At 68.3% G+C, this 24,189-nt stretch carries 28 protein-coding genes; all 28 read right to left on the bottom strand.

Features of this window, described 5'->3' with window-relative positions; all coding sequences use genetic code 11:
- Position 1: 1 nt before the first annotated feature.
- Positions 2-538 (bottom strand): 50S ribosomal protein L6, encoded by a 537-nt coding sequence (rplF, locus tag CQ044_RS00230; RefSeq protein ID WP_105686038.1) that lies wholly within the window; start codon positions 536-538, stop codon positions 2-4.
- A gap of 6 nt (positions 539-544) precedes the next feature.
- Entirely contained in the window at positions 545-943 is a 399-nt protein-coding gene (gene rpsH / locus CQ044_RS00225; protein WP_045271051.1) for a 30S ribosomal protein S8, read from the bottom strand.
- Between the two features lie 208 nt (positions 944-1,151).
- Entirely contained in the window at positions 1,152-1,742 is a 591-nt protein-coding gene (gene rplE, locus CQ044_RS00220) for a 50S ribosomal protein L5 (RefSeq protein ID WP_105686037.1), read from the bottom strand.
- Positions 1,742-2,101 (bottom strand): 50S ribosomal protein L24, encoded by a 360-nt coding sequence (gene rplX / locus CQ044_RS00215; protein ID WP_105686035.1) that lies wholly within the window; start codon positions 2,099-2,101, stop codon positions 1,742-1,744. The genes rplE and rplX overlap by 1 nt, the downstream gene beginning before the upstream one ends.
- Before the next feature lie 3 nt (positions 2,102-2,104).
- Positions 2,105-2,473 carry a 50S ribosomal protein L14 gene (gene rplN / locus CQ044_RS00210; RefSeq protein ID WP_045271048.1) on the bottom strand — a complete coding sequence of 123 codons (369 nt, stop codon included), beginning with the start codon at positions 2,471-2,473 and terminating at the stop codon, positions 2,105-2,107.
- Positions 2,470-2,787 (bottom strand): 30S ribosomal protein S17, encoded by a 318-nt coding sequence (gene rpsQ, locus CQ044_RS00205; protein ID WP_052680074.1) that lies wholly within the window; start codon positions 2,785-2,787, stop codon positions 2,470-2,472. The genes rplN and rpsQ overlap by 4 nt, the downstream gene beginning before the upstream one ends.
- Positions 2,787-3,101, bottom strand: a complete 315-nt coding sequence (rpmC, locus tag CQ044_RS00200) for a 50S ribosomal protein L29 (RefSeq protein WP_045271047.1) — start codon at positions 3,099-3,101, stop codon at positions 2,787-2,789. Before rpmC ends, rpsQ begins: the two co-directional genes overlap by 1 nt.
- Positions 3,101-3,520: a 50S ribosomal protein L16 gene (gene rplP / locus CQ044_RS00195; protein ID WP_045271046.1), complete on the bottom strand. Its 420-nt coding sequence runs from the start codon at positions 3,518-3,520 to the stop codon at positions 3,101-3,103. Before rplP ends, rpmC begins: the two co-directional genes overlap by 1 nt.
- The gene (gene rpsC / locus CQ044_RS00190) at positions 3,520-4,275 is read right to left on the bottom strand and encodes a 30S ribosomal protein S3 (protein ID WP_045271045.1); all 756 of its coding nucleotides are present in this window, start codon (positions 4,273-4,275) and stop codon (positions 3,520-3,522) included. The genes rplP and rpsC overlap by 1 nt, the downstream gene beginning before the upstream one ends.
- Positions 4,275-4,655 (bottom strand): 50S ribosomal protein L22, encoded by a 381-nt coding sequence (gene rplV / locus CQ044_RS00185; protein ID WP_045271044.1) that lies wholly within the window; start codon positions 4,653-4,655, stop codon positions 4,275-4,277. Before rplV ends, rpsC begins: the two co-directional genes overlap by 1 nt.
- On the bottom strand, positions 4,655-4,936 hold the full coding sequence (gene rpsS / locus CQ044_RS00180) for a 30S ribosomal protein S19 (protein ID WP_045271043.1): 282 nt from the start codon (positions 4,934-4,936) through the stop codon (positions 4,655-4,657). Before rpsS ends, rplV begins: the two co-directional genes overlap by 1 nt.
- 12 nt (positions 4,937-4,948) lie before the next feature.
- Positions 4,949-5,788 (bottom strand): 50S ribosomal protein L2, encoded by an 840-nt coding sequence (gene rplB / locus CQ044_RS00175; RefSeq protein ID WP_105686034.1) that lies wholly within the window; start codon positions 5,786-5,788, stop codon positions 4,949-4,951.
- A gap of 20 nt (positions 5,789-5,808) precedes the next feature.
- Positions 5,809-6,126: a 50S ribosomal protein L23 gene (gene rplW, locus CQ044_RS00170; RefSeq protein WP_045249924.1), complete on the bottom strand. Its 318-nt coding sequence runs from the start codon at positions 6,124-6,126 to the stop codon at positions 5,809-5,811.
- Positions 6,123-6,779 (bottom strand): 50S ribosomal protein L4, encoded by a 657-nt coding sequence (gene rplD / locus CQ044_RS00165; protein ID WP_105686032.1) that lies wholly within the window; start codon positions 6,777-6,779, stop codon positions 6,123-6,125. The genes rplW and rplD overlap by 4 nt, the downstream gene beginning before the upstream one ends.
- Before the next feature lie 5 nt (positions 6,780-6,784).
- Entirely contained in the window at positions 6,785-7,444 is a 660-nt protein-coding gene (gene rplC / locus CQ044_RS00160; RefSeq protein ID WP_105686031.1) for a 50S ribosomal protein L3, read from the bottom strand.
- A 10-nt stretch (positions 7,445-7,454) separates the two neighbouring features.
- Positions 7,455-7,763: a 30S ribosomal protein S10 gene (rpsJ, locus tag CQ044_RS00155; RefSeq protein ID WP_017201594.1), complete on the bottom strand. Its 309-nt coding sequence runs from the start codon at positions 7,761-7,763 to the stop codon at positions 7,455-7,457.
- Positions 7,764-8,195: 432 nt separating this feature from the next.
- Positions 8,196-9,122: a class C sortase gene (locus tag CQ044_RS00150; RefSeq protein ID WP_258133056.1), complete on the bottom strand. Its 927-nt coding sequence runs from the start codon at positions 9,120-9,122 to the stop codon at positions 8,196-8,198.
- 187 nt (positions 9,123-9,309) lie between these two features.
- The gene (locus CQ044_RS00145; protein ID WP_105686030.1) at positions 9,310-10,716 is read right to left on the bottom strand and encodes a SpaH/EbpB family LPXTG-anchored major pilin; all 1,407 of its coding nucleotides are present in this window, start codon (positions 10,714-10,716) and stop codon (positions 9,310-9,312) included.
- 82 nt (positions 10,717-10,798) lie between these two features.
- On the bottom strand, positions 10,799-13,279 hold the full coding sequence (locus CQ044_RS00140) for a SpaA isopeptide-forming pilin-related protein (RefSeq protein WP_146116712.1): 2,481 nt from the start codon (positions 13,277-13,279) through the stop codon (positions 10,799-10,801).
- Between the two features lie 410 nt (positions 13,280-13,689).
- Positions 13,690-13,914: a hypothetical protein gene (locus tag CQ044_RS00135; protein ID WP_045271037.1), complete on the bottom strand. Its 225-nt coding sequence runs from the start codon at positions 13,912-13,914 to the stop codon at positions 13,690-13,692.
- 165 nt (positions 13,915-14,079) lie between these two features.
- Entirely contained in the window at positions 14,080-15,270 is a 1,191-nt protein-coding gene (tuf, locus tag CQ044_RS00130) for an elongation factor Tu (protein ID WP_105686027.1), read from the bottom strand.
- Between the two features lie 158 nt (positions 15,271-15,428).
- A complete protein-coding gene (gene fusA, locus CQ044_RS00125; protein WP_105686025.1) occupies positions 15,429-17,543 on the bottom strand; it encodes an elongation factor G in 2,115 nt (704 codons plus the stop codon).
- A 136-nt stretch (positions 17,544-17,679) separates the two neighbouring features.
- On the bottom strand, positions 17,680-18,150 hold the full coding sequence (gene rpsG / locus CQ044_RS00120; protein WP_045271034.1) for a 30S ribosomal protein S7: 471 nt from the start codon (positions 18,148-18,150) through the stop codon (positions 17,680-17,682).
- A gap of 5 nt (positions 18,151-18,155) precedes the next feature.
- Positions 18,156-18,524, bottom strand: a complete 369-nt coding sequence (rpsL, locus tag CQ044_RS00115; RefSeq protein ID WP_013584051.1) for a 30S ribosomal protein S12 — start codon at positions 18,522-18,524, stop codon at positions 18,156-18,158.
- Positions 18,525-18,852: 328 nt separating this feature from the next.
- Positions 18,853-22,743: an SCO7613 C-terminal domain-containing membrane protein gene (locus CQ044_RS00110; protein ID WP_105686023.1), complete on the bottom strand. Its 3,891-nt coding sequence runs from the start codon at positions 22,741-22,743 to the stop codon at positions 18,853-18,855.
- Positions 22,740-22,955 carry a helix-turn-helix transcriptional regulator gene (locus CQ044_RS00105; protein WP_105686021.1) on the bottom strand — a complete coding sequence of 72 codons (216 nt, stop codon included), beginning with the start codon at positions 22,953-22,955 and terminating at the stop codon, positions 22,740-22,742. Before CQ044_RS00105 ends, CQ044_RS00110 begins: the two co-directional genes overlap by 4 nt.
- Positions 22,955-23,431 carry a DUF2975 domain-containing protein gene (locus CQ044_RS00100; protein WP_105686020.1) on the bottom strand — a complete coding sequence of 159 codons (477 nt, stop codon included), beginning with the start codon at positions 23,429-23,431 and terminating at the stop codon, positions 22,955-22,957. The genes CQ044_RS00105 and CQ044_RS00100 overlap by 1 nt, the downstream gene beginning before the upstream one ends.
- Positions 23,432-23,539: 108 nt before the next feature.
- Positions 23,540-24,187 carry a hypothetical protein gene (locus CQ044_RS00095; RefSeq protein WP_045271030.1) on the bottom strand — a complete coding sequence of 216 codons (648 nt, stop codon included), beginning with the start codon at positions 24,185-24,187 and terminating at the stop codon, positions 23,540-23,542.
- Positions 24,188-24,189: the final 2 nt, after the last annotated feature.

Here is a 24,189-nt window from a genome sequence, read left to right as displayed (position 1 = left end):
GTTACTTACCACTCTTTCCGGCCTTGCGACGCACGATCTCGCCGGCGTAGCGCACACCCTTGCCCTTGTACGGCTCGGGCTTGCGGATCTTGCGGATGTTCGCAGCCGCCTCGCCGACGGCCTGCTTGCTGATGCCGCTGACGGTGAGCTTGTTGTTGCCCTCGACCGTCAGGGTGATGCCCACGGGCGGGTCGATCAGGACCGGGTGCGAGAAGCCGAGGGCGAACTCGACCGAGCTGCCCTTCTGCTGCACGCGGTAACCGGTGCCGACGACCTCGAGGCCCTTGGAGTAGCCCTGCGTCACGCCGATGATGTCGTTGTTGATGAGCGTGCGGGTCAGACCGTGCAGCGAACGCGAGGAGCGCTCGTCGTCCGGACGGGTGACGAGAACCTGGTTCTCCTCGACCGACACCTCGATGGGAGAGGCCACGGTGAGCGAGAGCTCGCCCTTCGGGCCCTTCACCGAAACCGCACGGCCGTCGACCGAAACGGTCACGCCCGCGGGGATCTCGATGGGAAGTCGTCCAATACGCGACATTTCAGATCACCACACGTAGGCGAGAACTTCTCCGCCCACGCCCTTCTGCTCTGCCTGGCGGTCCGTGAGGAGCCCCGAGGAGGTGGACAGGATCGCGACGCCGAGGCCGCCGAGGACCTTGGGCAGCTCGGTCGACTTCGCGTACACGCGGAGGCCGGGCTTGGAGACGCGCTTGATGCCGGCGATCGACCGCTCGCGGTTCGGGCCGTACTTCAGCGAGATGGTGAGGTTGGTGCCGACGCGGGCGTCAGTGACCTCCCAGCCGGAGATGTAGCCCTCCTGCTGGAGGATCTCAGCGATGTGGGTCTTCAGCTTGCTCGACGGCAGGGTCACGGAGTCGTGATGCGCCGAGTTCGCGTTGCGCAGACGGGTCAGCAGATCTGCGACCGGGTCTGTCATCGTCATAGTTGTCTTCTTTCGTTCATGAGGTTCCGGCTGCCGTTACACGGCAGACGGCCTGCGATGAGCACGCAATTTTCAATTGTACGTCACCGCGGACTGCCGCGCAGACCGCGGAACGGTCGTTGAGCGAGGCGGCGGAGCCGCGGAGTCGAAACGGCCCGAAGACCGGATCCCGAGGAGAACCCAGGGATCCGGCCTTCAGAACGTCGTCTTACGCCTGCGCGTCGGACGACTTGAACGGGAAGCCGAGGTGGCGCAGCAGGGCGCGACCCTCGTCGTCGTTCTTCGCCGTGGTCACGACAGTGATGTCGAAACCGCGGACGCGGTCGATCCGGTCCTGATCGATCTCGTGGAACACGCTCTGCTCCGTGAGACCGAAGGTGTAGTTGCCGTTGCCGTCGAACTGCTTGTCCGAGAGACCGCGGAAGTCGCGGATACGGGGCAGTGCGAGGTTCACGAGGCGGTCCACGAACTCCCAGGCGCGGTCACCGCGGAGGGTGACGTGCGCGCCGATGGGCTGACCCTCGCGCAGCTTGAACTGCGCGATGGACTTGCGGGCCTTCGTGACGATCGGCTTCTGGCCGGTGATCTTGGTGAGGTCGTCGACCGCACCATCGATCACCTTGGAGTCGCGAGCCGCCTCACCGACACCGGTGTTGACGACGACCTTGACCAGGCCGGGGATCTGCATGACGTTCTCGTAGCCGAACTCGTCCTGCAGAGCCTTCTTGATCTCGTTGTTGTACTTCGCCTTCAGGCGGGGCTGCACCTTGACAGCGCCCGCGGCGTCAGCAGCCGCCATCAGAGGTCCTTACCGCTCTTCTTCGCGTAGCGCACGCGGACCGTGCGCTTCACGCCGTCCTTGACCTGCTCCTCGACGCGGTGGCCGACCTTGGTCGGCTTCTTCGTCTCGGGGTCGACCAGGGCGACGTTCGAGATGTGGATGGGGGCCTCGATGGTCTCGATGCCGCCCGTCTTCGTGCCGCGCTGCGTCTGGCCGACGCGGGTGTGCTTGGTGGCGTAGTTCACGCCCTCCACGATCACGCGGTTCTGCTCGACGAGGATCTCGAGGACCTTGCCCTGCTTGCCGCGGTCGCCGCCCTTTTCCTGCTTGCGGCCGGAGATGACCTGGACCAGGTCACCCTTCTTGATGTTCGCCATGAGTTACAGCACCTCCGGGGCGAGCGAGACGATCTTCATGAACTTCTTGTCACGAAGCTCACGGCCGACCGGCCCGAAGATACGGGTGCCGCGGGGCTCCCCGTCGTTCTTCAGGATCACGGCGGCGTTCTCGTCGAACTTGATGTACGAGCCGTCGGGACGACGGGTCTGCTTCTTGGTACGGACGATGACGGCCTTGACCACATCGCCCTTCTTGACGTTCCCACCGGGGATCGCGTCCTTGACCGTGGCGACGATGATGTCGCCGAGGCCCGCGTAGCGACGGCTGGAGCCGCCGAGCACGCGGATGGTGAGGAGCTCCTTGGCGCCGGTGTTGTCGGCGACCTTGAGTCGGGACTCGGTCTGGATCACTTTGCCTTCTCCAGGATCTCCACCAGACGCCAGCGCTTGGTGGCGCTCAGCGGGCGGGTCTCGTTGATGAGAACGAGGTCGCCGATGCCGGCGGCGTTGTTCTCGTCGTGCGCCTTGACCTTCGTCGTACGGCGGATGACCTTGCCGTACAGCGGGTGCTTCACGCGGTCCTCGACCTCGACGACGATGGTCTTGTCCATCTTGTCGCTGACGACGTAGCCGCGGCGCGACTTGCGGTAGCCACGAGCATCGGCGTCACGCACGTCGTGCGAGACGACCTCTGCCTCAGCGGCAGCAGCCTTCTTCTCAGCCATTACTCGGCCTCCTCCTTCGGCGCGTCAGCCTCGTCGGCCTTCTTCGCCTTTGCCTTGGACGCCTTCTTGGCCGGAGCCTCGACCGGAGCGGGCGTCGCACGGATGCCCAGCTCGCGCTCGCGGATCACGGTGTACAGGCGCGCGATGTCGCGCTTGACGGCGCGGATGCGGCCGTGGCTCTCCAGCTGGCCGGTGGCCGACTGGAAACGGAGGTTGAACAGCTCCTCCTTGGCCTTGCGCAGCTCCTCGACGAGGCGCTGGTCTTCGAACGTGTCGAGCTCGGTCACACCGAGCTCCTTGGTGCCGATCGCCATTACGCGTCGCCCTCCTCGCGCTTGATGATGCGTGCCTTGAGCGGCAGCTTGTGAATGGCACGGGTCAGGGCCTCACGAGCAAGTTCCTCGCTGACGCCCGCGACCTCGAACAGGACGCGACCCGGCTTGACGTTGGCGACCCACCACTCGGGGGAACCCTTACCGGAACCCATGCGGGTCTCGGCAGGCTTCTTCGTGAGCGGACGGTCGGGGTAGATGTTGATCCACACCTTTCCACCACGCTTGATGTGACGGGTCATCGCGATACGAGCGGACTCGATCTGACGGTTGGTCACATAAGCGGGGGTGAGGGCCTGGATGCCGAACTCGCCGAAGGAGACCTTCGTGCCGCCGGTCGCAGCACCATCACGCTTGGGGTGATGCTGCTTGCGGTACTTGACCTTACGAGGGATAAGCATCAGGCAGACGCTCCTTCTGCGACGGGAGCCTCGCTGCGCGGGCCACGGCGGCGGTCGCCACCACGGTCGTCACGACGGGACTTCGGTGCGTTGGCCTGCTCGCGAGCAAGCTCCTTGTTGGTGAGGTCGCCCTTGTAGATCCAGACCTTCACGCCGATGCGGCCGAAGGTGGTCTTGGCCTCGTAGAAGCCGTAGTCGATGTTCGCGCGCAGCGTGTGCAGCGGCACACGACCCTCGCGGTAGAACTCCGACCGGCTCATCTCCGCGCCGCCGAGGCGGCCCGAGACCTGGATCCGGATGCCCTTCGCACCCGCGCGCTGGGCACCCTGGAGGCCCTTGCGCATGGCGCGACGGAAGGCGACACGAGCAGAGAGCTGCTCGGCGATGCCCTGGGCGACCAGCTGAGCGTCGGCCTCGGGGTTCTTGACCTCGAGGATGTTCAGCTGGATCTGCTTGCCGGTGAGCTTCTCGAGGTCACCGCGGATGCGCTCGGCCTCGGCGCCGCGGCGGCCGATGACGATGCCCGGACGAGCGGTGTGGATGTCCACACGCACGCGGTCGCGGGTGCGCTCGATCTCGATGTTGCTCACGCCTGCGCGGTCGAGCTGCGTCTGCAGGAGCTTGCGGATCTTGATGTCCTCGGCGACGTAGTCGGCGTAGCGCTGACCCGGCTTGGTCGAGTCAGAGAACCACCGGGACACGTGGTCCGTGGTGATGCCGAGGCGGAAGCCGTACGGGTTTACCTTCTGTCCCATTACTTGCTCGCCTTCTCGTTCTTGGCGACCTCAGGGGTGGCCAGCACGACCGTGATGTGGCTCGTGCGCTTCTTGATCTGGAACGCGCGACCCTGGGCGCGGGGCTGGAAACGCTTGAGCGTCGTCCCCTCGTCCACGAAGGCGTTCTTGATGTAGAGATCCTGCTCATCGAGGAACTCGCCATCACGATCGGCCTTCACCTGAGCGTTGGCCATCGCGGAGTGCACGAGCTTGTAGATCGGCTCGGAGGCGCTCTGCTGCGCGAACTTCAGGATGGCGAGGGCTTCCTGCGCCTGCTTGCCCTTGATGAGGGCGACGACACGACGAGCCTTCTGCGGGGTCACGCGGATGTGCTTCACGCGTGCGACGGATTCGACCATTAGCGGCGCCGCCCCTTCTTGTCGTCCTTCTCGTGGCCGCGGAAGGTGCGGGTGGGCGCGAACTCGCCCAGCTTGTGACCGACCATGGTCTCGGACACGAACACGGGGATGTGCTTGCGTCCGTCGTGCACGGCGATGGTGTGTCCCAGCATGGCGGGGATGATCATCGACCGGCGCGACCAGGTCTTGATGACGTTCTTGGTACCGGCATCGTTCTGAACGATCACCTTGCGAAGCAGGTGCTCGTCGACGAAGGGGCCCTTCTTAAGACTGCGAGGCATCTTCTCTTACTCCTACTTGCGCTTCTTGCCAGCGTTACGGCGACGCACGATGTACTTGTCGCTTTCCTTGTTGGCGTGACGGGTGCGTCCCTCAGCCTGGCCCCACGGGGAGACGGGGTGACGTCCACCGGACGTCTTGCCCTCACCACCACCGTGCGGGTGATCCACCGGGTTCATCGCGACACCGCGGACGGTCGGGCGAACGCCCAACCAGCGCTTGCGGCCGGCCTTACCCCAGTTGATGTTGGACTGCTCGGCGTTGCCGACCTCGCCGATCGTCGCACGGCAGCGCGCGTCGACGTTGCGGATCTCGCCCGAGGGCAGGCGCAGCTGGGCGTAGGGGCCATCCTTCGCGACCAGACGCACGGAGACGCCGGCCGAGCGGGCCATCTTCGCGCCGCCGCCGGGGCGGAGCTCGATGGCGTGGATGACGGTACCTGTCGGGATGTTCTTCAGCGGCAGGTTGTTGCCCGGCTTGATGTCAGCGCCGGCACCCGACTCGACGATGTCGCCCTGCTTCAACTTGTTCGGCGCGATGATGTAGCGCTTCTCGCCGTCGAAGTAGTGCAGCAGCGCGATGCGCGCGGTGCGGTTGGGGTCGTACTCGATGTGAGCGACCTTGGCGTCGATGCCGTCCTTGTCATTGCGACGGAAGTCGATGACGCGGTACTGGCGCTTGTGGCCACCACCGATGTGACGGGTCGTGATGCGGCCCTGGTTGTTACGGCCACCGGTCTTGCTCAGCGGGCGCAGCAGCGACTTCTCCGGCGTCGATCGGGTGATCTCGGCGAAGTCTGCCACCGACGAGCCGCGGCGACCCGGGGTCGTGGGCTTGTACTTGCGAATAGCCATGTTCTGTCCTTATCCCCCGGTCAGTTCACTGCCGTGAAGATGTCGATGGTGCCCGACTTCAGGGCCACGATCGCGCGCTTGGTGTCCTTGCGCTTGCCCGTGCCGAAGCGGGTGCGGCGAGCCTTGCCGACGCGGTTGATCGTGTTGACGCTCGCGACCTTGACGTCGAAGATCTTCTCGATGGCGAGCTTGATCTCGGTCTTGGAGGCGCGGGGGTCCACCAGGAAGGTGTACTTGCCCTCGTCGATCAGGCCGTAGCTCTTCTCGGAGACGACCGGCTTCAGGATGATGTCGCGCGGGTCCTTGTTGGCAGCCGCGGCGAGGATGTTGTCGCTCATGCGGAGACCTCCTCGGTTGCGCCGGACTTCAGCGCGACGAACGCGTCGAAGGCCGCCTTGGTGAAGACGATGTCGTCGGAGTTGACCACGTCGTAGGCGTTGAGCTGGTCCGCGTACAGCACGTGCACGGAAGCCAGATTGCGGACGCTCAGGGCGCTGAGGTCGTCCTCACGGTCGATGACCACGAGGATGTTCTTGCCCGGGAGCGCCTTCAGGTAGGCGGCGGCCGTCTTGGTGGACGGCTTGCCCTCGATGCCGAAGGACTCGACGACGTGCAGGCGCTCACCGCGGAAGCGGTCGCTCAGCGCACCCACGAGGGCGGCGGCGATCATCTTCTTGGGGGTGCGCTGCGAGTAGTCGCGCGGCTTCGGGCCGTGGACGATGCCACCACCGGTCATGTGCGGCGCGCGGATGGAGCCCTGACGGGCGTTACCCGTGCCCTTCTGCTTGAAAGGCTTGCGACCGGCACCGGAGACCTCACCGCGACGCTTGGTCGAGTGGGTGCCCTGGCGTGCCGCGGCGAGCTGCGCGACGACGACCTGGTGGATCAGCGGAACGTTGGTCTTGGCGTCGAAGATCGCGGCGGGGGCGTCGACCGTACCGGTCTTCTTGCCGCCGGCGAACACGTCGAGCGTCAGAGTGGTGTCAGCCATGGGACTCAGGCACCCTTCACTGCGTTGCGGACGTAGACGATGCGGCCGCGCGCGCCGGGGACGGCGCCCTTGACGAGCAGCAGACCCTTCTCGGCGTCGACGGCGTGCACCGTGAGGTTGAGGACGGTCACGCGCTCGCCACCCATACGACCGGCCATGCGCATGCCCTTGAAGACACGGCTCGGGGTCGACGAAGCACCGATGGAACCGGGCTTGCGGTGGTTGCGGTGCGCACCGTGGGAAGCGGAGACACCCTTGAAGTTGTGGCGCTTCATGACACCGGCGAAGCCCTTGCCCTTGCTGGTGCCGACGACGTCGACCAGCTGGCCGGCCTCGAAGGTGCCGTCAACGGTGAGCTCCTGGCCGAGCGCGTAGTCGCCGGCGTCCGCGGTGCGGATCTCGGTGACGTGGCGACGCGGGGTGACCCCGGCGGCCTCGAAGTGCTTGGCGAGGGGCTGCGTGACCTTGCGCGGGTCGATCTGACCGGCCGCGATCTGCACGGCGTTGTAGCCGTCCTTCTCGGGGGTGCGGATCTGGGTGACCACGTTCGGGGCCAGCTCGATCACGGTGACCGGGATCAGCTTGCCGTTCTCGTTCCAGACCTGGGTCATGCCGAGCTTGGTGCCGAGCAGGCCCTTGGAAATCTTTGCGTTGATGTCGACCATCGTGATCCCCTTACAGCTTGATCTCGATGTTGACGTCAGCAGGAAGGTCGAGACGCATGAGCGAGTCAACGGCCTTCGGCGTCGGGTCGACGATGTCGATCAGACGCTTGTGGGTGCGCATCTCGAAGTGCTCGCGGCTGTCCTTGTACTTGTGGGGCGACCGGATGACGCACACGACGTTCTTCTCGGTCGGAAGCGGCACCGGGCCGACGACGGTCGCGCCCGCACGGGTCACGGTGTCGACGATCTTGCGGGCCGACGTGTCGATGACCTCGTGGTCATACGACTTCAGGCGAATGCGGATCTTCTGTCCCGCCATTGTCTGCTCTCTCTCATTAAGCGTCTTACCGGCCCGGACCGGGTGATCCGGGGGCATTGGACGCGCGACGGCGCGTTCTGCGCCTTCGCACTCCTCCTCCTGACCCGGATCCTTGCGGATCGAGGCCTCTCGAAGGGGCGCACCACTGTTCTGCTGTCAGCCCGGGGCCTTGCGACCCGCGGAAGCCGACCCCCGCACATGGCAGGGCCTCGGTGAAGAGGTGTCGGTTGTCTGTTCTGCTGCCCGCGGCCCAGATCCCTGCGACCGCTTCCCGGAGGAAGGGCGCCGTCTGTGCACTGCCCTGGCAGTGATCCGGCGCGCGTCAGGACGCGTGCCGGAATGTGGAACCTCAACAGTCTACGTGCAGCCCGGGCGTGTCGCAAACTCGGGCGTGTCGCGACGGCGTGTCCGGCGTGTCGACGACGACCGGCGTCAGCCCTCGTCCGTGGCGGTCTCCTCGACCGCTTCACGGCGGGGTCGTCCCGTCGCCCAGACGAAGCCGACGAGCACGATCAGGGCGCCGCCGATGATCGGTGCCCACCACGGGAATCCGGGGATGTCAGGCGTCGCGCCGGCCGCGTCGAGATCCTTCTGCGGGGTGGGCGTCACCCGCTCTCCCGTGACCAGGATCCGGTGGCTGTTGATGCCGAGCGGGGTGCAGGTGACCAGCGTGACCAGGTCCTCCCCCGCCTGCGGGCTCAGCGTCTGCGTGTCCTCCGGGAGGACCACCTGGGTGTCGCGCACCCGGTAGGTCAGCACCTGGCCGAACACCTCGACGGTGAAGGTGTCGCCGATCTTCACCTGGTCGAGGTTGTCGAAGAGCGTCGCCCCGGCGAGCCCGCGATGCGCCGTGAGCACGGAGTGCTGGTCGGCGCCCCCGATCGGGAGCGAGGTGCCCTCGAGGTGGCCGACCCCCTTGGTGAGCGTGGCGTCGGAGGTGCCGTGGTAGATCGGCAGGTCGACGCCGATCGATGGGACGCGCAGTCGCGCCATGACGCCGTCGGCATCCGCGCGGAGCAGGCTCGGGTAGTCGAATCCCGGAGCGCCGGCCGAACTCGTCGGGACACGGGATCCCGCCCCGAGCAGAGCGCCTCCGACCAGCGCCTTGTTGTACGCCCTGGCCTGATCGAGTGCCTTCTCTCGGGTATCGGCCGCAGAGCCGCCGACCTCGGAATCGACTTTGACGATGAGCTGCGACTGGTTGTACTGCGACCACCAGCTCGCCACCGTCGGATACATGAGAAGGAGGAGGCCGGCGAAGGCGACGGCCGCGAGGATGGCGGTGCCCCAGGGCATGCGCCAGCGCGGCGCGGCGGCCGGTCGCATGTCGCGACGGCGCAGGGGTGCGGTCTGCGTCATGACGCCCTCCTCGGGGGTGCGGTTCGGAACGGATCCGGGCTCGGGCCCGGGCTCGGGCGCCTCGCTCGGGCCGCAACCCGCGGCCCACGGCCCGAGAAAGCAGGGAAGAGGAGGGCGGGAACTGGGATCCCGCCCTCCTCCGGTCCGTCAACGGTCGCACTGGGAGCGACCGTTGACGGACTCGTCATCAGTGACGACGAGCGCGCACGCGGCGCAGCACGATCGTCCCGATACCGGCAGCAACCAGCACGCCGCCGATGACGGCGAACAGAGTGCTACCCGCACCACCGGTCAGCGGAAGGTTGGGGCCTTGCTGCTGAGTGTTCGCGATGGTGACGCTCGTGGGTGCTGCGGAGCCCGCGGCGGTGACGGTGACCTTGGTCCAGGGGTCGGCGGGCAGAACGTAGCCGGCCGGCGCCTGGGTCTCCTTGAGCCAGTAGTCCTTGCTCTTCACGTCGTTGTTGCCGACCCACAGGCCGTCGACGAGGATCTCTCCGGCGTCGTTCGTGGTGAACGCGCCGGCGACCTTGGTGCCGTTCTTGGCGTCGTACACCTCGAAGATCGCGCCCTTGAGGGTGTTCTTCGACGTGGCGTCCTGCTTGACGACCTTCAGCGCGCCCCAGTTGGTCTGCGGCGTGTTGGTGGTGCGGTCGGAGCCGTTGGTGTTGACGACGGCGGTGTTCAGGATCTGGCCGTCGGCGCCGAGCGAAGTCACGGTCGTGGTGATGTCGGCGGTCACGGCCGTCTTGCCGGCGAGCTTGCCGAGGCCGGTGTCGGTGAAGGTGATCACGGTGTTGCCGGAGACGGTGTAATCCGTGCCCTCGGTCAGCGTGGTGCCGTCGACCTTGACGACCGCGCCGACGTAGGTCAGTCGCGCGTCGAGGTTGTCGGTGATGGAGAAGCTGCGGTAGCTGTCACCCGCAGCGAGGGCGGGGATCGGCGCGTTGACGTTCCACACGATCTGCGAGCCCAGCACGGGCGCCTTCGGGTCGGCGACCGTCTTGGTCGGCTCCGTGGTGTTCAGCTTGTTCTTCGGGTAGACGTGCACGTTGTAGAGCCAGGTGCCCTGGTTCGGGTACGGGACCGACACGAGGAACGGCTGCACCGGCGAGACGATCGGGTTCGCACCAGGGCTGGTCTCGGTCACGAGGTACAGGCCGTACGGGAGGTTCGAGACGACGGCCTGCCCGGTGGCGTCCGTGGTCGCCGTGGTGCCCGCGGCGACCGAGAACGGCGCCGACGACACGTTCGCCGGGGTCGCGGTCTTCGCCTGGTCCCAGCCGGCTGCGGTGGTGAGGTCGATCGGGGTGCCGTTCGCACTCACGCGCTGCACGCTGAACTGGACGCCCTCGAGGCCCTGGCCGAGCGCGGCGAGCGTGCCGGCGTCGGTGATCTGGGTACCGTTGCCGGCCGCGCCGGGGTCGCCCGCGTGCTTGTGGATGGTCAGGGTGCCCGTGGTCCCCGTGATGTTCGACGGGCTCAGGGTGTCGGCGGCGTTCGCGGCCGGCGACACTGCGAGGGCGCCGAGCGCGGCGAGAGCCGCGACTCCGAGGCCGGCTGCGATCTTGCGCAGCCCGAGAGACCTGGTGGTCATTGTCGTTCCTGCTTTCTTTGTCGTTCGTCGACCGGCACCCGCCGGCCGACAGTTGTCGTGCTGTCGGTGAGGTGGGTGTGAGTCAGGAGGCGCGACGCGCGTTCCGGCGGAGTCGGAGGACCCCGAGGACCGCGAGCGCGGAGAAGAGGAGAGCGCCGCCGCCGAGCAGGAAGGCGTCGCTGCCGAGGCCGCCGGTCAGCGGGAGCACGGCACCGGCCTGCTGCTCGTTCTGCTGAGCGCCGATGTTCAGCGTGGTGCCGGCATTCGCGGCGCTCACGGTGAAGGTGAAGGAGCCTGCCGCGACGTAGCCCGCAGGTGCCAGCGTCTCCTTGGCGGTGTAGGTGCCCCAAGCGAGCTTGTCGAGGCGGAAGGCGCCGGGCGCCGGATCCTGATCAGGGCCGGTGCAGGGAGCCGTCGTGCAATCCTTGACGACGACGCCCTGTGCGGGCAGGCCGGGGCCGGTGAGGGTCCATTCGGATCCGGCGAGCTGCTCGCCGGTGCTCTTGGACGTCTTGGTCCAGACGGCGGATCCAGGCTTGCTCGCGTTCGTGATCGTGCAGACCGCGTTCGCGTTCGCCGCCACGGTGACGGAGGATCCGCTCACCGTCGCGCCGGTGCAGGTCCAGGCGCCCGCGGCGTAGCCCGCCGGGCTGCCGCTCTCGGCGAGTGCGTAGGTGCCGGGCGCGACGACTGCAGCGGTCACGCTCGGGTCGCCCGTCTTGCCGGTGATGGTCTTCGCCCCGGTCGCGGTGAGCGTCCAATCGGAGACGACCGAGCCGCCGCCGTAGGTGTTGTCGACCTGCTTCTTCAGCGTGAGCGCGGCGGCCGAGGGCTTGTTCGTGATCGTGCACGCCACGGCATCGCCGGGGGCAACGCCCGTGACATCGGCGCCGGTGACCCCGGGCAGGGTCACGGTGCGGGGCGAGCCGCCCAGAGGCGTCACGACGCAGCTGCCGCTGACGAAGTCCCACCCGCTCTTCTGGGTCTCGGAGACCCGCACGGTCGCCCGCGACGTCTGCTTGTCGAACGCGACGGTCCAGTTCACATCACCGGAGGCCGGCGTGACCTGCGTGGCCGCGGACGGCGCGGACGTGGCGGATCCGGTGGTCGCGGTCGTCGCCGCGCCGAGAGTCCAGCCCGCACCCGGTGCCGGGTTGTCACCGTTGATGTCGAGCACCGTCTTGTGCACCGCGACGGTGGCGAGCAGCGGTGAGTTGGTGAACACGCAGTTCACGGATGCCCCACCGGTGGTCGGCATCGTGACGGATCCTGATGCGGTGGATCCGGACGCGATCGTGGTGCCGCCGTAGGTGCAGACGTAGCTCGACGTGTAGTCGGAGAGGGAGCCGGACGCGGCGGTCTCGGAGATCGTGTAGGTCTGCCCGGCGACCACGGCGAGCGGCCCCAGCTGCGGCGACTGCAGGCCCGGCGCGGTGCTCGTCGTCGTGGCGGACGCGACCGTGGTAGCCCCGTTCGCAACCTTGAGCGTGAACTGGTCCGTGCTGTTCACTCGCCCGGTGACGTTCTTCTGCACGGTGAGGTTCACCGGCGAGTTGCAGCTGGCCAGGTCGGTGGAGCTGCTCAGGCCGGTCGTGATGTCCGAGCCCCGCTGGGCGAGCGTGGTCGGGTCGTACCGGCGCACGGTCGACCCGTTGCCGAGCAGCACCGATCCGTCGGTGTCGAACGCGATGCCGTTCACCCCGGTGAACCCGTTGCTCAGCGACTTCGGATCGGTCGCCGTGCGCGTCATGTCGGATCCGCCGGCGGTGTAGTTCGCGGCCGTGACGGAGTAGATCGAAGTGGTGCCGGAGCTCGCGCTGGACACGACGTAGAGCGAGCCCTGGGCGTCGAAGGCCATATCGCCGTTCGTCTCGCCGGAGTTCGTGCGGAACGAGCCGACCTGGCTGAACGTGTTCGCCACCGGGTCGTAGTCGTACACGAAGAACGCGGGGTACGTCGCCCACCAGGGACCGGCGGTGCCGAAGCCGCCGAACGCGAAGTGCCCGGTGGACAGGTTCACGGCACCGGCGACGAGGCTCGTGACCGAGGAGTCGACACCGAAGTAGGAGCTGTTGGCGACCTTGGCGAACGCCCCGGTCGACGGGGTGTAGGTGAGAATGCTGCTGATGCCGTTGCCGGAGCGCTCGTAGGCGTACGCCTTGGTGCCGTTGGCGGCGATCGCGAGTCCGTTGGCGCTGGAGACGCCCGTCCAGGAGCCGATCGACGTGGTGACGGGGCTGCCGCCGGCCTTGATCTGCGTCAGCGCGCCGCCCGAGGCGATCGAGTAGGCGTAGTTCGTGCCGCACACGAGCGACAGGCCGGCGGCGAGCGGCTGCGCGGCGAGCGAGCGAGGCGCCACGGGAGCCGTGGTGCTGGTCGCCGGCGCGGACGGCGCGGAGGTCGACGTATCTGCGTCGGCGGACGGTTCGGGCGTGGGCGCGTCCGCGGCAGCCGGACGGACTGACGTCTGCGACGTCGCCGCGTGCGCAGAGACCGGCGCAGCGGCAGGTGCGATCGCAGCCTGAGCCGCCGGCGTCGCGACGAATGCGAGCCCGATGCTCATCCCCAGCGCCACGACGGCGCGGACAAAGTACTCCCCAGATCTCATTGTGCTCCCCAGCCACAACAAAGGAAACGCTCGCTCCCAGCAAACGTCCCTAGCGAGAACCGATCGCTCGGTTCTCTTCTCCCCAGCGGACCGTCCCCCGGCCCGTTGTTCGAGGACTCATTTCCCGTGAGTCCTCTGCGGCTCCCACTCCCACGAGCGCCGCGGATTCCGTTCTCTTCGAGAGCTCCTGCGGATCCGTCGGATCATTCGGCGCGCTCGAGTGAGAACAGTGAATCTTCTCCAAACCCTAAGGCACGAACCCGCAGAAGACAAAATCGACGCCCGCACGACTGCGGAACCGATCGCACACACGACGAAGGGCGGAGCGCCGCGGCGCTCCGCCCTTCGGAGAAGTCAGTTCGAGGTCACTCGTTGCCCACGGACTTGTCAAGGTTGTCGCGGACGCCGTCGATCTGCTCGGCAGCACCGGGCGCGACCTTCTTGGCGAGATCCGCAGCGCCACCGAGGATCGAGTCGCTGATGCCCTCAGCCTGCTCGCTGTGCAGGACCTCGTCGATCTTGTCCTTGTTCTGCTCGATGAAATCCTTGCCCTTGTTCACGGCGTCGTTGATGGCGTCTTCGAGACCCATGGGGTTCCCTCCCTAGATCGAGCCGGCGGTCGGCCCGCACGTGGCCATTCTGCCCGGGCCCGCGCGCGAAAGGAAGCACTTTTCCCGCGAGGTGACACCGCGCGTCACGGATACGACAAAGGGGCCGAGCCCGAAGGCTCGACCCCTTTGCGCGGAAGCAGATGCTTACTTGACGATCTTCGTCACCGTGCCGGCGCCGACGGTGCGGCCACCCTCACGGATCGCGAAGCCGAGGCCCTCTTCCATGGCGATCGGCTGGATCAGCTCGACCGACATGTCGGTGGTGTCACCGGGCATGACCATCTCGGTGCCCTCGGGCAGCGAGATGACGCCGGTGACGTCCGTGGTGCGGAAGTAGAACTGCGGGCGGTAGTTCGTGTAGAAGGGGTTGTGACGCCCACCCTCGTCCTTGGACAGGATGTACGCGGTGCCCTCGAAGTTGGTGTGCGGGGTGATGGAACCCGGCTTCACCACGACCTGACCGCGCTCGACGTCCTCACGCTTGGTGCCACGGAGGAGAAGACCGCAGTTCTCGCCGGCCCACGCCTCGTCGAGCTGCTTGTGGAACATCTCGATACCAGTGACCGTGGTCTTCTGCGTCGGGCGGATGCCGACGATCTCGACCTCGGAGTTGATCGCGAGGGTGCCGCGCTCGGCGCGACCGGTGACGACCGTGCCACGACCGGTGATCGTGAAGACGTCCTCGATCGGCATCAGGAACGGCTTGTCCTTGTCGCGCACCGGGTCGGGGATCGAGTTGTCGACGGCCTCCATGAGGTCGAGGATCGACTGGGTCCACTTCTCGTCACCCTCGAGAGCCTTCAGACCCGAGACGCGCACGACCGGCGCGTCCTCGGCGAAGCCCTGGCTGGCGAGCAGCTCGGAGACCTCGAGCTCGACGAGCTCCAGGATCTCCTCGTCGTCGACCATGTCGGCCTTGTTCAGCGCGACGAGCAGGTACGGCACGCCGACCTGCTTGGCGAGCAGAACGTGCTCACGGGTCTGCGCCATCGGGCCGTCGGTGGCGGCGACCACGAGGATCGCGCCGTCCATCTGAGCGGCACCGGTGATCATGTTCTTGATGTAGTCGGCGTGACCGGGCGCGTCGACGTGAGCGTAGTGACGCTTCGGGGTCTCGTACTCGACGTGCGAGATGTTGATCGTGATACCGCGCTGACGCTCCTCGGGAGCGGAGTCGATCGACGCGAAGTCGCGCTGAACGTTGGTGGCCGACGGGAACTTGTCGGCGAGCACCTTCGAGATCGCAGCGGTGAGCGTGGTCTTGCCGTGGTCGACGTGACCGATCGTTCCGATGTTCACGTGCGGCTTGGTCCGCTCGAACTTGGCCTTAGCCACTGGGTCCTCCTCAGGACGTCATGTAGGGGCACCGGGCACTGGATTGTGACCGCTTTCCTACGGGTTTGATTCTCAGTTTAGTAGAGAGACGATGTGAAGTTGTCTGAGTGCCTGGCGGATCCGGGGCCGGAGCTCCGGATCCGCCAGGCTCCTAGGGCTTACTCGCCCTTGGTCTTCTGGATGATCTCGTCGGCGACGGCGCGCGGGACCTCGGCGTAGCTGTCGAACTCCATGGAGTAGACGGCGCGGCCGGAGGTCTTCGAACGCAGGTCGCCGATGTAGCCGAACATCTCGGACAGCGGGACCGACGCGCGCACGACCTTGACGCCCTGGGCGTCCTCCATCGACTGGATCTGGCCACGACGCGAGTTCAGGTCACCGATGACGTCGCCCATGTACTCCTCGGGAGTACGGACCTCGACGGCCATCAGCGGCTCGAGCAGCACGGGGTTCGCGCGACGCGCGGCCTCCTTGAAGCCCATCGATCCGGCGATCTTGAACGCCATCTCCGAGGAGTCGACGTCGTGCGCGGCACCATCGGTCAGGATCGCCTTGACTCCGACCATCGGGTAGCCGGCCAGGACACCGACGTTCATCGCGTCCTGGAAGCCCGCGTCGATGGATCCGATGTACTCGCGCGGCACGCGACCACCGGTCACGGCGTTCTCGAACTCGTACGACTTCTCCGCAGCGAGATCGAGGGGCTCGATCGTGAACTGGATCTTCGCGAACTGACCCGAGCCACCGGTCTGCTTCTTGTGCGTGTAGTCGTGCTTCTCGACGGCCTTCTTGATCGTCTCGCGGTACGCCACCTGCGGCTTGCCGACGTTGGCCTCGACGTTGAACTCGCGCTTCATGCGGTCCACGAGGATGTCCAGGTGCAGCTCGCCCATGCCCTTGATGGTCGTCTGACCGGTCTCGGGGTTGAGCTCCGTGCGGAACGTCGGGTCCTCTTCGGCGAGCTTCTGGATGGCGACACCCAGCTTCTCCTGGTCGGCCTTGGTCTTCGGCTCGATCGCGACCTCGATGACCGGCTCCGGGAACGTCATCGACTCGAGGACGACGGGCGATGCCGGGTCGGTGAGGGTGTCACCCGTGGTGGTGTCCTTCAGACCGATGACCGCGTAGATGTTGCCTGCGGTGACCGCGGGGACCGGGATCTCCTTGTTGGCGTGCATCTGGAAGATCTTCCCGATGCGCTCCTTCTTGCCCTTGGTCGAGTTGACGACCTGAGCACCGGAGTCGAGGTGTCCCGAGTAGACGCGCACGTAGGTGAGGCGACCGAAGAACGGGTGCACGGCGACCTTGAACGCGAGGGCCGCGAACGGGTCATTCGCGTCGGGATGACGCTCGATGATCGTGTCGTAGTCCTTGGGGTCGTGCGCCTCGATCGAACCCACGTCGAGCGGGTTCGGCAGGAAGTCGATGACGGCGTCGAGCATCGGCTGGACGCCGCGGTTCTTGAACGCCGAGCCGCACAGCACCGGGTAGATCTCGGAGGCGACGGTCATCTTGCGGATCGCGCCCTTGATCTCGGCGACGGTGAGCTCCTCGCCGCCGAAGAACTTCTCGAGCAGCGCGTCATCGCTCTCGGCGACGGTCTCGAGCAGCGCCTGACGGTACTCCTCGGCCTTGTCCTTGAGGTCGGCCGGGATCTCCTGGACCTCGTAGGACGCGCCCATGGTCACGTCACCCTTCGAGTCTCCCGCCCAGACGAGCGCGCGCATCTCGATGAGGTCGACGACGCCGACGAAGCTGCTCTCGGAGCCGATCGGGAGCTGCAGCACGAGGGGCTTGGCACCGAGGCGGTTCACGATGGTGTCGACCGTGTAGTAGAAGTCGGCGCCCAGCTTGTCCATCTTGTTGACGAAGCAGATGCGGGGGACGTTGTACTTGTCGGCCTGACGCCACACGGTCTCGGACTGGGGCTCGACGCCCTCCTTGCCGTCGAACACGGCGACCGCACCGTCGAGGACGCGGAGCGAGCGCTCCACCTCGACCGTGAAGTCCACGTGACCGGGGGTGTCGATGATGTTGATCTGGTTCTTGTTCCAGTAGCAGGTCACGGCGGCAGACGTGATCGTGATGCCGCGCTCCTTCTCCTGCTCCATCCAGTCGGTCGTCGAGGCGCCGTCGTGGGTCTCGCCGATCTTGTGGTTCACACCCGTGTAGAACAGGATGCGCTCGGTCGTCGTGGTCTTACCGGCATCGATGTGCGCCATGATGCCGATGTTGCGGACCTTGCTCAGGTCGGTGAGCACTTCTTGTGCCACGGGGGTGTCCTTATCTTCTTGCTGTCGTCACGCGACGAAGGAAAGTGTGGGGTGCCGGGACCGGCCCTTCGACAGGCTCAGGGACCTCAGTCGGTCGCTGAGCCTGTCGAAGTGCCGATCCCGGCCCGACTGGTTCTTACCAGCGGTAGTGCGCGAAGGCGCGGTTCGACTCGGCCATCTTGTGAGTGTCCTCGCGGCGCTTGACCGCGGCACCCAGGCCGTTCGAGGCGTCCAGGATCTCGTTCTGGAGACGCTCGGTCATGGTCTTCTCACGACGGCTCTTGGCGTAGCTGACGAGCCAGCGGAGGGCGAGGGTGTTCGCGCGGTGCGGCTTCACCTCGACCGGGACCTGGTAGGTCGAGCCACCGACGCGGCGGCTGCGGACCTCGAGAGTCGGGCGCACGTTGTCGAGCGCCTTCTTCAGGGTGGCGACGGCGTCCTGACCGTTCTTCGCCTCGACGCCGGAGAGGGCGCCGTAGACGATCGACTCGGCGAGGGACTTCTTGCCGTCGACCAGGATCTTGTTCACCAGCGAGGTGACGATCGGAGCACCGTAGACCGGGTCGTTGACAACGGGGCGCTTGGGGGCGGGGCCCTTACGAGGCATCTAACTCAACCCTTCTTCGCGCCGTAGCGGGAACGAGCCTGCTTACGGTTCTTGACGGCCTGGGTGTCCAGGGCGCCACGGACGATCTTGTAGCGGACACCGGGGAGGTCCTTCACACGACCACCGCGCACGAGCACCAGCGAGTGCTCCTGCAGGTTGTGGCCCTCACCGGGGATGTAGGCCGTGACCTCGGTACCGTTGCGGAGCTTCACACGAGCGACCTTGCGCATCGCCGAGTTCGGCTTCTTCGGGGTGGTGGTGTACACGCGGGTGCACACGCCGGCCTGCTGCGGGTTCGACTTCAGGGCGGGAGCCTTGGTCTTGGAGACCTTCGGCGAACGACCCTTGCGAACCAACTGCTGAATAGTTGGCACTGCTTCTCCTTGTTGTGCTGCACGGTGACAGCGTGATGGGTTTCACATCAAACCCGCCCGCACGCCGAGAACGACGTGCGTTTGAGTGGTGGGTATGCCGTGGGGGCGGAGCCGGCGAGTGCCGGTGCCCGGTACGCGCGCGTCAAGACGCACGCATACCCGCTCTATGGTAATGCGCGGTAACACGCCCGGTCAAATGCGCTCGGACGGCGCGCCGGGGCTCGGGAGCGCGCCGTTCCGCGAGAAACCAGATCCAGCATGAGACCCACCTTCTGCGGATAGGTCTCATGCTGATTCTGGTTTCTCGCAGTCAGAGGCTCGGGGAGGCTCAGCGCAGGTCGCGGAGACGGGCCGCCACCGGCGCGTGCTCGGCCCGGCGCTCGGCGGTCGTCGCGATGATCAGCAGCACCGCCCCCATCACGGCGAGCGTGATCCACCACGGCATCGACTCGATCCCCCGGCCGATCTGCACCGCGAACACGAACACATTCTCGATCGGCAGCACGATCAGCCCGATGAGGAACGGCGCCGCGAGCCGACGGGTCGCGCCGACGAGGATCGCGATCAGCGCGCACACCATGACCAGGATCGCGCGCTCCGTGAGCGGATCCGTGAACGTCGACACGACCGAGGCGAGCATCGTCACCACGATGCCGGGGGCGAGCAGCGCCCAGGATCCGCTCGCACCCCTCGGCCAGTCGTGGAGGGCGGCGAACGACGGGGTCGCCCGTCCCGAGTCCGGCGCAGCACGCCCGACCGCGGCGGACGCCACCGCCCCGCCGCCCCCGAAGCGGCCCTGCATCCCCGCCGCGATCAGGAACAGGCCGAGCGGGAGCGAGAACCACTCCACGCGCAGATCCCGCGGACTCCACGCCACGACCGCGGTCACGAACGCCAACGCGAACAGGATCCACACCGGCGCGACCGTGGACGCACCGCGGACGGCACGGCGCGCGGTGAGCACCATCGCTGCCAGCAGCACGAGCATGAGCGACCACATCCCCCAGATCGAGAGCCAGTCCCGCTGAATCGCGGGCCACGCGCCCGCCGTGGTCGCCACCAGGGCCGGTGCGAACAGCCACCGCGAGCCGCGCACGGCGGTCGACGTGGTGATCGCCCGCAGCGCGGCGGCACCCGCCGCCATGCCGGCGCCGCCCAGGGCCGCGAGCCCGACGCACGCGAAGAACAGCGAACCGGCGGTCAGCGGTGCCGGGAGCAGCCACGCGACGCCATCACCCCGGGCCAGCAGGATCGCCTGCACCGTTCCCGCCAGCCCCGCCGCGATCGAGGCCGCCGCCATCCACGATGCCACGGGACGCAGGCGGCGGGCGGCCACGGATGCCCGTCGCGTTGTGCCGCCCTCGGCGTCATCGCCGCGGCGCAGGCTCCGGACGAGCACGCCCACGACCGCTGCGAGCAGCCACGACACCGCGAGCAGCGCTCCCGTTCGCCACGGCGAGGCCTGCGCGGCACCGGCGCCGATGAGCACGAGCACCGGCATGATCGCACCTGCGGATCCGACCGCCGCAAACACCGCTCCGGCTCCTCCCCGCAGCGCGCGCACGGTTCCGAACGCCACCGCGGCGAGCGCGGGCGGCAGCAGGTAGGCCTCGGCCAGGGTCACTCCGAGCGCGGCCCACCCCGACCACAGCGCGCCAGTGGCGGCGACCGCCGAGACCGCGCGCAGGTGCCGGCGCCCGGTCGTCGCGGCGGCGACGCCCGCCCCCGCCGCGAGCAGCGCCAGCACGGCGCACGCTGTGCCGAAGCCCGCGGCCTCGCGCACGAGCGCCAGCACGACGGCGAGCGCTCCGGTGACGAGCGCGCCCGCTTCGAGCGCGGTCTGGATCCGGGCCGCGACGATGCGCCCCACTCCGCGGTCCGCGAGAGCGCGGCGGATCCGCCGGGTGAGCGGCAGCGCGCCCGCCACGAGTGCCGCGATCACCGGCAGCACCACCGGGGAGGCGCTCATCGTCAGCACCTGTGCGCCCAGGCACAGCACCGACACCGCGAGCGCCGGCACGATCACGGCGGCCGCGAGCAGTCGCACCGCGGGCGCCGCACCCTCGCGCCGCGTACGAAGCAGCAACGCGGCGAGCACGGCCATCGCCGCGGTGGGCAGCGCGGTCCAGCCGCTGCGCTCGACCAGCACTTGGGCCACGCCGATCGCGAACGGCACCGAGGCCACCGCGAGCATCGCCTGCCAGGAGCGGGCGGGTACCGACGGCAGCGCCGTGACCGCCGCGACGACGAGCAGACCCGTCGTCGCGGTGAGGCTGAGCAGCGCGACGCCGCCGACACCGGCCAGCGCGAGCGCCGACGAGAGCACCACGAGCGCGTAGCCGAAGCCCGCGCCGACGAGCAGGAACCGTGCGCCCTGCGGGAGTGCGGCGCCGAGCGCGAGGAGGGAGAGGAGGGTCGCCGCGCCCGCGAGAGGCATGAGGGTCGGATCCTCGGCGCCGACGAAGGCGGCGAGGACGACTGCGACGTGGACCGCGATGAGCAGCAGGATCCGCGGGACCTCTCCGACTCGCCGCGGCACCCGCACGACCAGCGACACCGAGACCGCCGCCGCGAGCAGCAGCCCGATGCGGATCGGCGTCGCAAGCAACGGCGAGGCCCCGAGCGCCAGCACCGCGAGCGCGGCGGGCACGATCGCCAGCGCGGCGAACACAGCCCGGAAGGCGACGGTCCTGCGGCGCGCCAGCACCGCGACCGCGCCGAGGGCGGCCGCGCCGAGGACGAGATTCGCCACCAGAGCCCAGCCCAGCTCGGCGGACAGTTCCGCGACCGGGCCGTCGGCGAACGCCGCGTCCCCGCTCAGCCGGGCCAGGACGGATCCGCCGGCGAGCGCGGTGAAGAGCCCTCCCGGCGCGAGCGCCGCGGCGAGGACGCCCAGAGCGCCGCCGACGACCGCCGCAGGACGCGCGGTACGGGGCAGCGGCAGCACGGCGCCGAGCAGGACGAGCCCGAGTCCGGCGCCCGCGGCGCAGGAGACCAGGAACCAGGGAATGCCCATCCGGGGTGCGATGCTCAACGCCACGAGCACGGGAGCGCCGGCACCGGCGACCCCTGCGACGATGCTCCACGCGATCGCTCCCCCGTTGCGCGTGGCGAGCAGCGCGTGGACGCAGACGAGCATCGCGGTCAGAGCGAGCACGGGCATCGCTCCCGAGATCGTCATCAGCCGGCCGGCACCCATCAGCATCACGATCGTCACCGCGACCGCCTGCGCCACGATCAGCGACCCGCGTTCGAGGTCGAACGGCGCGGCCTCGCGGGAGGGAGCGCGCGGACCCTGCTCGGCCTCCGAGGATCCGATCGCGTCTGCGCGATCCGCCGTATCCACGCGATCCGCCGCATCCGCGACGAGGAACCGCGCGCCCAGCCGCGGCAGCGCGGCGACCTCGGCGAGCGCCACGAAGGCGACGGCGAGGATCGCGAGCAGCCCCGCGTCGCCGATGCCCGCGACCCCCGCCAGCATCGCCGGGGCCACGGCGAGCCCGACCGCGCCCGCCCAGAACCAGATGCGCAGCCGCGCCCGACCGGCGACCGCGAGGAGCGCGGCTGAGCCCGCCGCGGTCAGCACCGCGCTGAGCAGCCACGGATCCGCGCCTGTGGCGGCGGCGACGACGCCCTGCGCGGCGAGCCCGGCGAAGACCAGCGCGAGCGCCGCGACCGTCTCCGCGGAGAAGCGCAGCCCTCGCCGGGCGAGCAGCACCGCGCCGGCGACGAACAGAGCGCCCGTCGCCCCGACGATGGCCGTGCGTGCCGCGGCCGCGAGATCCGGGGTGAAGAAGCTGAACACGATCGCCGCTGTGCCGAACAGCCCTGCTCCCGCGACGGACAGCAGCGACTGCAGCGACGTGCTCCGCTCGGGCACGGACGCGGGGACGCCCGGCCCCGCCGGCGGGAAGATCGGAGCCCCGGGGACTCCCGCTACCGGGACGGCCGGGCCCGACACGTCTGCGGGCGGCGCGAGCGGCGCCGCGGCCTCCGCAGCGCTCACCCGAGGAAGGGATGCCACGAGCTGTTCGCGGCGTGCGAGCGCGGCCGCGGCCTGCTGCGAGGCCGACCACAGGTCCTGCGCCTCCTGCCCGCGGAAGTCGGCCCCGCACGCCGGACACGTCGGCGCGACGACCGCAGTGTCGCAGACCGGGCAGTGCTCGTCGTCGCGCAGCCGGCCGAGCGCGGTCGCCGCCCAGGCCGCGGAGGCGGTCATGCCTCGCCCTCCGCCGCCCACCGCAGGATGTCGCCGGGCTGGCACTCCAGCACCCGGCAGATCGCGTCGAGCGTCGTGAACCGCACCGCCTTGGCGCGGCCGTTCTTCAGCACCGCGACGTTCGCCGGCGTGATGCCGATGGCGTCGGCGAACTCCTGCACGCTCATCTTCTTCTTCGCGAGCTGCACGTCGAGATCGATCACGATGGGCATCAGACGACCTCGGACAGATCCTGCTCGAGCTCGAGCGCCTTGCGCAGCAGCCCGCGCATCACGCCGACCAGCAGCGCGAGGGCGATGCCGATCACCACGCCGACCACGCCCAGCAGCAGGATCGAGGGGTTCACCGCGTGCCCCAGCAGGAGCACGACCACCGCCGCCGCGATCAGCACCGCCGAGGCGGCCATCGTCACCATGATGATGTCGACGTAGAGGAAGGCCCCCGAGCTGAAGATCCGGTCCTGACGCACGAGCGACAGGAGCCGCCAGACGCAGACGAGCACGAGTTCGATCAACGCCACCAGCACGATCCCGCCGACGATCCCCGGACCGGTCAGATACGCGAGTTCGGGGTTGCGCTCGGCGGCGAGCACCGCGACGCCGGGGATGAGCGCGACCTGGGTCGCCAGCAGCAGCGCGAGCAGCACGACGATGAGCGCCTTGAGTGCGGCGGTGATCCGGGGTTGCATGGCGCTCCTATCGAAAAGCGATCTGTATCTATCGAAAAACGATAGCCATGCGCAGCGTCGGATGCCAGTCCGCACCGCGGCTCCCAGCGAACGCTCGGTTTCCCGGGATCAGAGGGTGTCGGGATCGAAGGGCGAGTCCAGCGCCTCGGTGAGCTCGGCGAGCATCGCCTCGATCTGCGGCTCGACGAACTCGCTGATCGCGGCCTGCACCCGCAGGCGATGGCGCAGCAGCAGCCCGCAGATCTCGCGGCCCACGACGTTCGCATAGTCGTCGGCGAGCGCGACCTCGTGGCGCAGCGCGGCCTTCGCGTCGTCACTCAGTGGCGGCAGCGGGGGCAGCTCCCCCGCGTCCGCATCGGCCATGCCGGCGAGCGTGAACAGGAACGGAGCGCCAGGGACCGGATCCGGATCCAGCGGCATGCCCTCGTACTCCGGCTCGAGATCCTCGGTGGGCCGGTACGCGCGGGCGCGGTTGCGCGCGGCCTGCTGGTCGAGCTCCCCCTGCAGCATCGGCAGGTTCCGCGCCGTGTACTCGGCGACCGAGTGATCGACGATGGTCTTGATGCGCGTGGAGAGCCCGTGCTGCACACCGTGCGGCACATTCCCGCCGATGCCCGCGGCCGAGAGCACAGGAGAGCCGAGGCAGCGACGGCACGGCGCGACCCGGCCGCGATGAGTGGAGGGCTCCCAGCGCGGCACCCAGCGCAGCCAGGCCTCGACGGCCTGGTCCACCTGCGTCTCCAGCGAGCGCTCCACGC

This window comes from Microbacterium sp. MYb64 (assembly GCF_002979495.1).
GTDB lineage: Bacteria > Actinomycetota > Actinomycetes > Actinomycetales > Microbacteriaceae > Microbacterium > Microbacterium azadirachtae_A.
The sequence above is the reverse complement of the archived record's forward strand: the minus strand, read 5'-3'. Positions and strand labels throughout refer to the sequence as shown.